The following is a 12582-nucleotide window of genomic DNA, read 5'->3' as shown; positions in this document are numbered from 1 at the left end:
ACATAGTCAAAGCCCTTCAAGTGTTACAATTTTATCGTTTAATTCAATTGCTGCCGGCAGCCTGGTTGCGGGACTGCACCGGCCCGGCTTGCCGCGCCAGCAGGAGCTGATTGACTGCCACAACCATTGAGGCCAATTCGAACGGCTTCCTCAATGCCAAGTCGGCGCCGAAGATGGACGCGGCGGGAAGGAAGTCGAACATCGGATCGCTGCCTCCGGAAATCGCAATGATCCCGATGCCGCGTCCGGTGCGCCGGATTGCACGGATCAGTTCCAGCCCGTCCATGTCGGGCATCAGGATATCGGTTACGACGATGCTGGGCGTACTCTGATCGAGAACCGCCAGCGCTTCCTCTCCCGTCCGGACCCCAGAAACCGAAAACCCAGCCCGCGTCAGGACGCGCATTACGATGGTCCGGTAGGTCCCATCATCATCGACGACCAGGATTTCCTGCATGATGCCCTCTCGAATTGAACTTAGCGATTTATTAGCATTTGTCATGCCAACCCAATGTCTTCGCCTCAAAGGCTTTTCATATGCTGTCTAATAAGGGAGGGGAGTGGCATGCGCGCTTGCCCCCGTGGCATTTCACCATGGTAAATTGCAACGGCATGCGTTTTTGCGGCCGATCGGGCCTGGATTGAGCGAGTGAAATCGCTTTAGACGGTTGCCGTTATTTCTTAGGAAACTAAGAAAGATAAACGATCGGTTTCATACTGCACTGCATTGTGGAGATTGGACTTGCAGAACGCCCGGCTGGTGCTGGTGGTAGAAGACACCTTGAGCCTTGCTCGAATCTATCTGCGCTATCTTGAGCAGGCGGGGGTATCCGCCCGGCTGGCCGCTTCACTTGCCGAAGCACGGGATGCCGTGAAGCGTTTTCAGCCCGACGCGGTGCTGTGCGACCTTCAATTGCCGGACGGCGACGGCATGACGCTGGTCGAGGAAATCCGGCGGGAGGATGCCAGAACAGCCGTCATCGTCATCACGGCCAACAGCTCCATCGAGACGGCGGTGGCCGCCATCCACGCCGGGGCTGACGATTTCTTGACCAAACCTTTCGACGCCCCACGGTTGGAAACCACGCTGACCAATGCCCTCGACCGGCGCCGGCTGTCGCGCGTGGTCGAACTGCTGGGCGGCGACGATCTGGGCGGCGACCGGCTTTCGGAAAGGTTCGAGGGCTTTATCGGCGCCGACATGACGATGCGGGCAGTCTACCGCGTTATCGACCTTTCCGCCCGCAGTAGCGCTCCGGTCTTCATCACCGGCGAGAACGGCACCGGCAAGGAACTCTGCGCTGAAGCGATCCACCGCCGCAGCGCACGCCGCGACGCGCCGCTGATCGCGGTCAATTGCGCGGCAATCCCACGCGATCTGGTCGAATCCGAACTGTTCGGCCATGCGCGCGGCGCCTTCACCGGAGCCGTGCGCGACCGGACGGGCTTGGTCGCACAAGCCGACGGCGGCACGCTTTTCCTGGACGAGGTCTGCGAGATGGAGCCTGCAATCCAGGCCAAGCTGCTGCGTTTCGTCCAGACCGGGGCGATCCAGCCGGTCGGCGGCAGCGGCACGGTGCAGATCGACGCGCGCCTGATCTGCGCCACCAACCGGCGCCCGCTGGAAGAAGTCCGCGCCGGCCGCTTCCGCGAAGACCTTTATTACCGGCTCCACGTGCTGCCGGTACACCTTCCGCCGCTAAGGGAACGCGGCCGCGACGTCTTGCTGATCGCCCGCCACCTGCTGGTTCGCATCGCCGAGCAGGAGGGAACCGGCAGCCGCGAACTGAGCCCGGATGCGGAAAGCCGCCTGCTGCACAGTACCTGGCCGGGCAATATCCGACAGTTGCAGAATGTCCTGCGCGGCGTCGTGGTCCTCAACGACAAGCCGGTTATCACGGCCGAGATGCTGCCAGACGATCTGGTCGGCGAGGCGACCCAATCGGGCAACCGTTCCGTCCCCTACCGGGATAAGCCCGGCATTCCCGACGACGACCGTATCCTGCCCTTGGCGGAAGTCGAGCGCGAGGCGGTCGAGCGGGCGATCCGGCTATGCGGGGGAAACCTGTCCCAGGCCGCGCAGAAGCTGGGCATCAACGTATCGACGATCCACCGCAAGCGGCGTCTCTGGCTGGCCGATGCCGAAGCGTAGTGTTGCTAACGCATGCTGCCTTCGATTCCATACGTCTCCAGGATGCGTCCGAGCGATCCGTCCGCTTCTAGCCGGTCGATCACCTCGTCCACCGCCTTGACGGTCGCGAAGTCCGAGCGGCGGAAGGCTATCGCCGCCGGATAGTCCAGGGCCGGATCGACCGTCACGCCCTTGACGACATCGACCGGCGCCCCCGGGGAGTTCTTGCGGTACCAGCCAAGCCCTTGCAGGGAAACGACACCTGCATCGGCCTCGCCGGCCGCAACCGCATCGAGTATATCGGCGTCGCTGGTGAACCGGACCCAGACGGGGATGCCCCGGCTGTTGAGGACATAGTGCGCCCAGGAACCGCTGGGTACGGCGACATGACGGGTGCGGAGATCGTCCAGGTCGCGGATCTCGCTTCGCGCGGCGCCAGCGGCTAGGACGAAGCGGACATCCATATAAGGCCGTGTCAGCAGTCTCGGGAACCGCCGCGTGGCTGGAGCGGTTTCCGCCGCACGGCGTTCGTCCGCATCCTCGGGAAGGCTGGCCGCCGACATGAAGGCGTCGCAGTGCGTCCGGCCGGCGTATTCCTTGCTCTTGATCCAGGTGACCCTGAAGCCGAGACCGAGCTCCCGCGCGATCCGCTCGCCCAGTTCGAGCTGGAAACCGGGAAGGCCGCCGGCGCGGCTGGAAGAGGGCAAGGCGTCCGGGGCGGCGCAGACTTCCAGATACCCGGCCTTCCGCATTTCCTCCAGGGTCCCGGCGAGCGATTGGAAGGGAGTCGAGGCCGCGGCAATCAAGGACAGCACCGCCGGCAGGAGGGATCGGAAGCATTTCATGGCTTCTGCTCCGGCATCGTCCGCAGCGACATGATATAGGCCGCAAGTTCCCAGATCTCCTCTTCGCTGAGCGTGCTTTTCCACGGCGGCATGACCAGCGCCCCGCGCTTCCTGCCATTGGAGATCACGGTGAAGAGCGCCGCGGGCGTCAGGTCGTTCCGCCGCTGCAAGGTGGCTCCCTTGCCGCCCGTGCCGGCATAGCCGTGACAATAGACGCAACTCTGGTTGAAACGTGTCGCACCCTTCCCGATCGTATCGGATGCTTCCAGATCGACTGTCGGAGGAGGGTCGGCCGCGCCGGAGACTGCGGGAGATGCGATGAGCAAAACAGCCGTCACGATGCCGGAAAGGCGGCGCCGGGCCTTGGGCCGGGCCTTGGTATCAGGAATGCGCATGATGATCGTTTCCGCCGAATTGAAAAGCTGGCGATCCGGACTGCGGATTCGTGATCCAGCAGTCCGGAATTCACCGGTCGACCCTCAAACCCGCTGGCATCAGTCCAGGGCGAAGACGACCATCGTAGCGCCGCCCTGCAATTCCTTGACGCGCGGAAATACGCTCGCCATGAACCCCGGAGCCAGCGAGCCCCAGCCGCTCGGCACCGCAAGATACTGCTTGCCGTCGACGGCATAGCTGACAAGGCCGCTGCGGATGCCGGACCCTGCCCGGAATTGCCACAGCACCGATCCGTCATCCGCGTCATAGGCCCTGACGATACCTTCCGGATCGCCGTTGAAGACCAGCCCGCCGCCGGTGGTCAGGACGCTGCCCAGGCCCGGCAGCGGGTAATCGACCGTCCACTTGCGTTCGCCGGTCACGGGATCGCGGGCATCCAGCCGGGCGCTGGCCTTGCGGCCGGGGGGTGGGACCGCCTCCAGCTTGTCGACGCCAAGATAGAGCCCCGCGATGCCGAGCTTGGACGGGTCCTGCTTACCGGGAACGGCGATCTCGCAGACTTCCATCGCGTTCGTGTACCACAGCCCGGTCTTCGGATTGAAAGCGCCGTGGTTCCAGCTCCGGGTGCCCAGCAGATAGGGGCAGACGATGTTCTCCTTGCCGAATTCCAGCGGGCGGCGGTCGATCAGTTCTCCCGTCTTGGGGTCGATCGACTTGACGAAGTTGTACGTCTCGCTGAGCGGCCAGACATTGACCAGGGCGCCGGTCGCCTTCTCCATCACGAAGACGAAGCCGCTCTTGTTGAGGTGGACGATCAGCTCGCGCCCGTCCCTTTCGACCACCAGCGCCTCGTAGGCGCTGTCGTAGTCCCAGGTATCGTGCGGGATCTCCTGACGATGCCATTTCAGCTTGCCGGTCTTGGGATCCAGCGCCAGCAGCGTCGCGGTGTAGAGGTTGTCGCCCTTCCGCCCGTCGCCGTAGAAGTCGGGGGCGGCGTTGCTGGTGCCGATGAACAGCGTGTCGGAGACGGGATCGTAGGTTCCTGGCAGCCAAGCTCCGCCGCCGCCGACATCGCCGGTATCTCCCGGCCAGCTCGCTTCGCTGGCGTTGATCGTGTCGAAGGTCCAGGCAGGCTCGCCGGTCGCGGCATTGACCGCGAAGATCTTGCCCCGCTGCGGCTGGTCGCCGCCCGTCGTGCCGCCGACCAGGACATTGCCGGCCAGGACGGGCGGGGAAGAGAACAGGCAGCCCGAACACTTGGACTGATCGACCAGGCGGGTGGACCAAACCTCCTTGCCGGACTCCTGATCGACCGCGACGAAACGCCCGTCCATCGTCCCGACATAGACCTTGCCGTTACCGACGGTGACGCCCCTGCTGGCCGAGGCGTAGAAGCTCTCATAGGCGAGCGGGTCGATCTGCGGCTGGTAATGCCAGACCTGCTCGCCGGTCGCTGCGTTGAGCGCGAAGACGTTGTTGTTGGGTGCTATGTAGTACATGACGCCGCCGACCACGATGGGCGTCGCCTGCAATCCCATCGTGATGTCGCCCGGCTGATGCAGCCAGGCGACCTTGAGGTTCTTGACCGTCGTCTTGTTGATCTGGTCGAGCGGGCTGTAGCGCCAGGCGTTGGAGGTGCGGTGATACTGCGGCCAGTCGTTGGGGTTCTCGGTTCCGGCGGCCGATGGAGATGTCTGGGCAGGTGCGGGCGTGCCGTATCCGCCGATCAGGGCGAGGGCGAGCATCCAGACGCCCGGATTAAGAATGCCCACGCGCGGGCCAGTCTGTCCGTCCAGCTTCATGTGTTCCTCCCGATAGGATCGCGTTTTTTGCTCGTTGGCTGGCGGCGCTTGGCACCGCTCACGATCGCATCGGGTAAATTGCAATCCCGGTGCCAGCGCTGGAGGAGCGCCGGCAAACAAGATATGGCGGATTTCCGCCGGCCGGCCCACTACCGGACCGGTCCGCCTGACACACTTGGCGCACGTGCCGGCCTCACGTGTCGCAGTCGGCCCGCCCTCTCCGCACCGTGGAGACTATGCCTGCTGGTCCAGGAACCCGGTCAACTGCGCCATGAACTTGTCGGCGTCCTCCATCAGGAAGAAGTGGCTGCATCCCTCGAAGATGACCGTCTGCGAATTGGGGATGCGCTCGGCCATCCATTGCGTTGCGGTCGGTGAACAGATCGGGTCCTGCCCGCCTCCCATGATCAGCGTCGGAGACGAGATCTCGCCCAGGCGGTCGAGCGTGTCGTGCTCCAGGCAGGCATGGTTCTGCCGGATGTAGCATTCCGGCAGACGGGTCTCGCCACCGATCAGGTCCACGATCCTGGCGATGCGCTCGGGTTCGCTATTGTAGAACCGCCAGCCGACGAAGTTCTGGATCGAGTGCAGGGCATGGTCGCGCCAGTTGTGCCGCCACTCCAGCACCTCGCGCATGTTGGTCAGCACCCGATGGCCCAGCGGGTCCAGTCTGGCGAAGGAAGCGCAAAGCACCAGCGACCGGACCAGTTCGGGCCGTTTCAGCGCGATGTGCTGCGCTATGGCCCCGCCCATCGAGCGGCCGACGATATGCGCCCGATCGATGCCGAGTTGCTCCATCAGACCGATGGTATCAGCCGCCAGATCCTCGGTGCTGACCGCTTCGTCCATCTGGGTGCTGCGGCCGGCCCCCCGATTGTCGAAGACGACGACCCGGTAGCGGTCGCGCAGTTCCGCCATCTGCGGCAACCAGGCGGTGTGATCTCCCGCCAGACCATGGATCATCACCACGGCGGGTCCAGAGCCCTCCTCCAGATAATGGATGTCGTAGCGGCCGATGCGAGCGACAGGCATGAAGCGTTCTTCCCGGTTGGTTATGGATCAGACGGAGCGCATGCGGGCGCCGGCCTCCAGGCCGAGGAAACCGGAGATCGCTCTCACGAACCCATCAGGGTCCTGGACCATCGGCGCATGGCCCAGTCCGGGCAGTTCGACCAGTTCGGCACCCGGGATCGACCTCGCCAGTTCGTGCGACATTGGGGGCGGCGTCGCGGCGTCCAAGCCGCCGACCAGGACCAGCGTCCTGTTCCTGATGGAGCCGATGGATGCCTTTAGGTCGAGCGCGGCCAGCGCTTCGCAGGCCTGCGCGAACAGCACGGGATCGGTCTTGACCAGTGCCTCCCTGCGCTCGGCGATCACATCGGGGTTGGCCTCCATGAAGGTGTCGGGGAACAGCCGTTTCATCGCGATATCGACGACGCCCTCCATCCCATGCTCTCGTACCCGACCGGCCATGGTATGGAAAGCCGCCTTGCCGGCATCGGAGAACTCGACTCCGGTATCGGCCAGCACCAGCCGGTCGAACAGATGTCCGTGGCGTATCGCCAGCGTGCTGGCGACGAAGCCGCCGAAACCGTTGCCGAGAACGTCGGTGTCCGAACCGAGGTCCAAGGCCGGGAACAACTCGGCCAGCCGGTCGGCGAAGCCCTCGATGGCCGAACCGGCGGACGACGAGCCGCCGAAGCCCGGCAGGTCGGGAACCACGACGCGGCGTCCCGCCGCCAGCGCCGGCACGACCCGGTCGAAGACCGAGCGGTCGGCAAGCAGCGAGTGCAGCAGCAGCAAAGGCTTGCCCGTGCCCTGTTCGACGGCGTCCAGGGTGCCGCCGTTGACGTTGATCTGAGACATGGGTCCCCTCAATAGATCCCCAGGAGTTTTTCCAGGAGTTGTTCGTTGGAGCGGATCGTCGAGACCGGTCCGCTATGGGCGACGCGCCCGCTGTTCAGGATGACGACATCGTCGGCGATGTCGGTGGCGAGCGCGGTGTTCTGCTCGACCAGGACGATGGCGAGGCCGCTGCGCTTGAGGTCGACCAGGACGCGCGCGACCTCCTGGATGATCTGCGGCGCCAGTCCTTCCGACGGCTCGTCGAGAAGAAGCAGGCGGGGATTGGTCATCAGCGCCCTGCAAATCGCCAGCATCTGCTGCTCGCCGCCGGACAAGGACCCGGCGAACTGCTTCTCACGTTCCTTCAGCCGCGGGAAGGCCTCGTATACGTGCCGCAGGGTCCACCCCGGCCGGCCGTCGCCCTGCCCCTGGGCGGAAGTCCGGGCCGCCACCGTCAGGTTCTCGCGCACCGTCAGCGTCGGGAAGATGCGCCGGCCCTGCGGCACCAGGCCAATGCCCTTGTAGGACAGCGCCTCGGGGCTCAGTCCGGCGATAGGCTCGCCGAACAGGCGCATGTCGCGCGCCCTGGAGCGTACGAAGCCGATGATCGATCCGATGCAGGTGCTCTTGCCCGCACCGTTCCGCCCGAGCAGGCCCAGGACGCGGCCGGCGCCGACGCTGAACGAGACGTCGTGCAGGACGTGGCTGTCGCCGTAGAAGGAGTCGAGCCCGTCGAGGACGAGAGCATCAGTGGCCAAGATAGACCTCCCTGGTCTTGGGATCGGCGACGACTTCCGCCCGGGTGCCCTCGACCACGATCTGGCCGCGCTGAAGGACCGTGATGCGGTCCGCGAAGGCCAGCGCGACGTCCATGTCGTGCTCGATCATGACGATGGTCACGTCGCGTGGGATGCGTTCCAGCAGGCGCTGGACCTCGAACCGTTCGTCGGCGGAAAGGCCGGCAAGTGGCTCGTCGAGCAGCAGGATCTTCGGGTCCTGGGCCAGCGCCATGGCGATTTCGAGCCGGCGGCGTTCGCCATAGCTGGTCTCCAGCACGGGACGGTCGGCGGCATGGCCCAGTCCGACGAGGGCCAGGACCTCGCGGGCGCGCTCCCACAACGCGGTCTCCGCACCCAGGTCGGCGAACGGATTCCAGCGGCGCTTGCGCAGGCCCAGCAGGGACAGTACGACGTTGTGGGCCAGCGTCTGCTTGGCGAACAGGGTGATGATCTGGTAGGTGCGGGCGACGCCGCACTGGGTGCGCTGATCGGTCCGCAGTTTCGTAACGTCCCGGCCGAACAGGCTGATCGTTCCCGAACTCGGCTTGAGATCGCCGGCGATCAGGTTGAACAGCGTCGTCTTGCCGGCGCCGTTGGGGCCGAGCAGAAGCCGCCGCTCCCCCGCCTCGACCTTGAGGGTGACGTTCTGGACCGCGGGCAGGCCGCCGAAGAAGCGGTTGAGGCCGGCTATCTCAAGGACTGCGGTATTCATGCCGACCTCTTGCCCAGGGTTGGCGGCAGCGCCGCAGCGTCAGGTTCCGTGTTTTTCATGGCTGTCCGCCGGGTGTTCCTGAATCGACGGAACAACCGCGACACGCCCGGCACCAGTCCGTCCGGCATGAACAGGACGATGGCGACGAAGACGGCGCCCAGCAGCATCATCCATCGGGCGATGTAGGCGCTCGCCACGTTCTTGAGGATCACGACCAGTGCCGCGCCGACCACCGGCCCGAACAGCGTTCCCGCCCCACCGGCGATGACCATCAGCAAGGTCTCGGCTGAGGTCGTCAGGTGCAGGACATGTGGGCTGACGAACTGGTGGTAATAGGCATAGAGCAGCCCGGCGACTGCGCCCCAGAACCCGGCATAGACGAAGCTCAGCAACTGGATCGATCGGACATTGTAGCCGAGTGCCGACATCCGGCGCGGCTGGTCGCGCGTCCCCTGGAGGCTCTGGCCGAACGGTGAATGCATGAAGCGGTGGATCGCGAACAGCGCCAGTCCGAAGACCACGAGCGCGAAGTAGTAGAACGCGGCCGGATCCGCCAAATCGATGCCGAACGGCTGCGGCCGCGTGAAGCCGCCGAGCCCGTTGTCGCCGCCGGTTAGGCTGACCCAGCGATAGGCGATGCCCCACAGGATCTGCCCGAGCGCCAGCGTGATCATCAGGAAGCCGAGACCGGACGCCCGCAACGCCAGCAGGCCGAATAGCAAAGCCATCGCGGTCGTTCCAGCCACGGCCATCACGGCGCCGGCCAGATAGCCAAAGCCGGCATGCGCGCTCAGATAAACCGTGAAATAGGCCGCCGTCCCGGCGTAGGCCGCGTGCCCGAGCGAGGTCAGCCCGCCGAACCCGACCAGGATGTTGAGGCTGGACGCCAGGATCGCGGCGATCAGGATCTGGCTGCAAAGATTGACGTAGTAGGCGGAACCGATGACCTGCGGCAGCAGGATCAGCACGGCGCCGAATGCCGCGACCCAGAGCAGGGACGGTTTCATACTGTTCTCCTTCCCATCAAGCCGCGCGGCCGGAGCGTCAGCACCAGCACCATGGGCAGGAACAGGATCACGTATGCCAGATCGGGCAGCAGGGCCTGACCGTAGCTGTAGATGAAGCCGATAATGAAGCTGCCGAGGAAGGCGCCGCCCAGGCTGCCGACGCCGCCCAGGATCACCACTACCAGCGCCAAGGGCAGCATGTCACTGTCGAGACCGGGATAGACCGACAGGATCGGTCCGGCCAGAACTCCGCCGGCTCCCGCCAGCGCAGCGCCCAGGCAGAAGACGACGGTGAACAGGACGGACGTTCGGATGCCCATGGCGCGGGCCATGTCCATGTCGTCCACTCCCGCCCGGATCATGGCGCCCAGGCGCGTCCGTTCCATCAGCAGCCACAGCGCCAGTCCCAGCGCACAGGCAACGGCGACCACGAACAGGCGGTATTTTGGGAAGACGAAGCCCTGGAAGCGGAAGACCCCTTCGAACCCCGACGGCACCGGCACCGGCCGGGGATCTCCCGTCCACAGCCAGATGCAGGCGTCGGCGATGATGAAGGCGATGCCGAGCGTTACGAGTACCTGTTGCAGGGGCCGGCCGGCGAGCCTGCGCAGGATCAGGCGTTCGACCAACCCGCCCAGCAGCGCCACCGTCGCTCCGCCGGCAAGCACCCCGGCCCAGAAGCCGTAGCCCCGGTCGATGCATGTCAGGCCGACATAAGCGCCCAGCATGAAGTAGGCGCCGTGCGACAGATTCGCGACCCGCATCAGCCCGAATATCAGGGAGAACCCCGCGGAGAGAATGAACAGGAGGGCACCGAGCGCCAGCCCGTTCAATCCCTGCATGACGTAAAAATGCATGACGCGTCCTCACGGCCCGATGGGGCCTTGATCCGGGATTACTTCTTCGCCGGCTGGTAGTCGCGCGAGTAGACGGGCTGCGCCAGGAACTCCTTCTGGTCATAGGTCCAGAACTGGCTGGTCGCGGGATAGGTCTTGACCACCACGTTCTGGAGGCGCCCGTCCTTCTTTTCGACCTTGCGGATCGTGACGTCCATTACCGGCTGGCCGAGATCGTCGATCGAAACCTTGCCGTAGGGACCGCTGTCGATGCTGACCGAACGAAGCGCCTTCATCAAAGCGTCGCGGTCCTCGACATTGCCGCCGACCTTCTCCAGCGCGTTGTTCAGGAACTGGCAGGCCATATAGGCGCCGACGGTATAGTAGCCGGGATCGGCGCCGTATTGCTTGCGCACCGCCTCGGTGAATTCCTTGTTGCCGGGATTGCTGTTCGCGGCGCTGTACCAGCCGGCGGAGATGACACCAACCGCCTCGTCGCCCATGCTCTTCAGCACGCCTTCATCCACCGTCGTCATGGCGCCCAGGACGGGAGTGGTCATGCCGTAGTTGTTGTACTGCTGGAGGAACTTGATGCCATTGCCGCCCGCGAACGCCGCGAATACAGCATCCACGTCGGGTTCGATCTGGGAGATATAGGAACCGTAGTCCGGCGTATTGAGCGGCGACCAGAGCTTCTGGACGACCTTCCCGCCGTTCTCCTCGAAGGTGCGCTGGAAGCCCGATGCGATCTCATGGCCAAAGGCGAAGTCGTCGGCGATCACGGCGATCTTCTTATAGCCCAGTTCCTTGGCGGCATACTCGCCGAAGGGATGGTAGGGCTGGGCCGAGGTGCCGACGGCCCGGACGAACCAGGGATTGGGTTTACGCTGCGTCATGTCCTCGGCGGCGGCCGAGGGAGAGATCGTCGGGATCTTCGCCTGCCGGATATAGTCGTCGATCGCCAGCGCCTCGAAGGCGGCCAGCGGTCCGATCAGCACGTCCACCCCGTTCCGCTCCACCAGTTCCTGCGCCTTGGTCTTGGTGACAGCCGGCTGTCCCGCCGTGTCCGCCGTTATCACCTCGATCGCGCGGCCGGCCATCTTGCCGCCGTACTGGTCGACGCACAGCTTCAGCCCCTCCTCCATCTGGCGGCCGCCGGCACTCAGCGCGCCGGAGCGGACGGTCATGAAACCGACCTTGATCGGATCGCTTTGAGCCGAGGCGAAGCCAGGCGGCAGCAGCGTGGACAGGAATACCGTGGATAACAGGGCAGCCGACAGAGCCTTGCCGCGATGCAGCATATCACATCCTCCCAAAATTCTCGCCTTCTGAACATTACGAGGCGGCATTTTTCTTTCCGTCACGATCTCACCAGATCGTTCTTTCTGTCAACCATCTAACTACACGGTGGCAAAAGTTCGCCTTTGCACTGCGTTTCCAGTGCCTCTAACCAATCTTCTCAGATTCAACCGCCTCTAATTTTGCATTGACGTGAGATATCACGACTGCCAAGGTATCTTCGATTGGATCGCATGAATCGGTTGGCTGAAATGCTGCGGGAAGAGATTTACGCAACGCTGCGGAGCGAGATTCTGACCTGTGCGCTGGCGCCGGGGATCGAACTGCGCGAGCAGGAACTGGCGGTTCGGTTCGAGGTCAGCAAATCCCCTGTGCGCGAGGCGTTGCAGCAACTGGTCCGCGAAGGATTGGTCGCCGTCATGCCGCGTCAGGGCTATCGCGTGTCGCCGGTATCGGTGTCGGACGCGCACGATATGTTCGCGTTCCGCCAAGTGCTGGAACTCGCCTGCGTGGCGGAAGCCAGCCGCAATGCCACCGACCAGCAATTGACCGATCTCGACCGCTTCAGGACGTTCTCGGACGAGGACGCTTCCGCCTTCATCACCTACAACAAGGACTTCCACTGCCAGTTGGCGCGCTGTTCCGGCAATAGCCGCATGATCAAGGCGACCTGCGACCTGATCGAGGAAATGGACAGGGTCGTCCGGCTCAGCGTCAACACGATCAGGGGACGCAACCCGCAGAAGCTCGTCGCGGAGCATTGCGCGATCATCGACGCCGTGCAGGAACGCAACGCCAAACTGGCGGTCAACCTACTCAAATCCCATACCCAGGCCGCCGAGAAGCGCCTGATCTCCGCCCTGGAATGGGCCGCCGTCCTGGCCTGAGAAAACGAAGTTGATACCCTCGTACAAGCAACAGAAAATGGTA

General features: G+C 64.3%; 13 protein-coding genes. 2 read left to right on the top strand and 11 right to left on the bottom strand.

The window, feature by feature from the left end; all coding sequences use genetic code 11:
• Positions 1-43 precede the first annotated feature (43 nt).
• Positions 44-457: a response regulator gene (locus tag N826_RS16880; protein WP_044430745.1), complete on the bottom strand. Its 414-nt coding sequence runs from the start codon at positions 455-457 to the stop codon at positions 44-46.
• Positions 458-742: 285 nt separating this feature from the next.
• On the opposite strand from N826_RS16880, the gene N826_RS16875 reads away from it, so the two are divergent.
• Positions 743-2152 (top strand): sigma-54-dependent transcriptional regulator, encoded by a 1410-nt coding sequence (locus N826_RS16875; protein ID WP_211099313.1) that lies wholly within the window; start codon positions 743-745, stop codon positions 2150-2152.
• A 5-nt stretch (positions 2153-2157) separates the two neighbouring features.
• Here N826_RS16875 and N826_RS16870 read toward each other — a convergent pair whose 3' ends face one another.
• From N826_RS16870 to N826_RS16825, 10 genes are all read right to left on the bottom strand, one after another.
• Positions 2158-2976 carry a substrate-binding periplasmic protein gene (locus N826_RS16870; protein WP_044430742.1) on the bottom strand — a complete coding sequence of 273 codons (819 nt, stop codon included), beginning with the start codon at positions 2974-2976 and terminating at the stop codon, positions 2158-2160.
• On the bottom strand, positions 2973-3371 hold the full coding sequence (locus N826_RS16865; RefSeq protein WP_044430740.1) for a c-type cytochrome: 399 nt from the start codon (positions 3369-3371) through the stop codon (positions 2973-2975). The genes N826_RS16870 and N826_RS16865 overlap by 4 nt, the downstream gene beginning before the upstream one ends.
• A 99-nt stretch (positions 3372-3470) precedes the next feature.
• The gene (locus tag N826_RS16860) at positions 3471-5174 is read right to left on the bottom strand and encodes a pyrroloquinoline quinone-dependent dehydrogenase (RefSeq protein WP_211099312.1); all 1704 of its coding nucleotides are present in this window, start codon (positions 5172-5174) and stop codon (positions 3471-3473) included.
• Between the two features lie 234 nt (positions 5175-5408).
• Positions 5409-6206, bottom strand: coding sequence for an alpha/beta fold hydrolase (locus N826_RS16855; RefSeq protein ID WP_044430739.1), 798 nt, complete (start codon positions 6204-6206; stop codon positions 5409-5411).
• A gap of 27 nt (positions 6207-6233) precedes the next feature.
• A complete protein-coding gene (locus N826_RS16850) occupies positions 6234-7040 on the bottom strand; it encodes an alpha/beta fold hydrolase (RefSeq protein ID WP_044430737.1) in 807 nt (268 codons plus the stop codon).
• An 8-nt stretch (positions 7041-7048) separates the two neighbouring features.
• A complete protein-coding gene (locus tag N826_RS16845; RefSeq protein ID WP_044430735.1) occupies positions 7049-7777 on the bottom strand; it encodes an ABC transporter ATP-binding protein in 729 nt (242 codons plus the stop codon).
• Entirely contained in the window at positions 7767-8510 is a 744-nt protein-coding gene (locus N826_RS16840; protein WP_044430733.1) for an ABC transporter ATP-binding protein, read from the bottom strand. The genes N826_RS16845 and N826_RS16840 overlap by 11 nt, the downstream gene beginning before the upstream one ends.
• Positions 8507-9517 (bottom strand): branched-chain amino acid ABC transporter permease, encoded by a 1011-nt coding sequence (locus N826_RS16835; RefSeq protein WP_044430732.1) that lies wholly within the window; start codon positions 9515-9517, stop codon positions 8507-8509. Before N826_RS16835 ends, N826_RS16840 begins: the two co-directional genes overlap by 4 nt.
• Positions 9514-10374, bottom strand: coding sequence for a branched-chain amino acid ABC transporter permease (locus N826_RS16830; protein ID WP_044430730.1), 861 nt, complete (start codon positions 10372-10374; stop codon positions 9514-9516). The genes N826_RS16835 and N826_RS16830 overlap by 4 nt, the downstream gene beginning before the upstream one ends.
• A gap of 38 nt (positions 10375-10412) precedes the next feature.
• Positions 10413-11654, bottom strand: coding sequence for an ABC transporter substrate-binding protein (locus tag N826_RS16825; protein WP_084720827.1), 1242 nt, complete (start codon positions 11652-11654; stop codon positions 10413-10415).
• Positions 11655-11885: 231 nt separating this feature from the next.
• Here N826_RS16825 and N826_RS16820 point away from each other — a divergent pair, with 231 nt between their 5' ends.
• A complete protein-coding gene (locus N826_RS16820; protein ID WP_044430728.1) occupies positions 11886-12539 on the top strand; it encodes a GntR family transcriptional regulator in 654 nt (217 codons plus the stop codon).
• The last annotated feature ends 43 nt before the right edge of the window (positions 12540-12582 follow it).

The sequence above is a fragment of the Skermanella aerolata KACC 11604 genome (assembly GCF_000936425.1).
Taxonomy (GTDB): domain Bacteria; phylum Pseudomonadota; class Alphaproteobacteria; order Azospirillales; family Azospirillaceae; genus Skermanella; species Skermanella aerolata.
The sequence above is the reverse complement of the archived record's forward strand: the minus strand, read 5'-3'. Positions and strand labels throughout refer to the sequence as shown.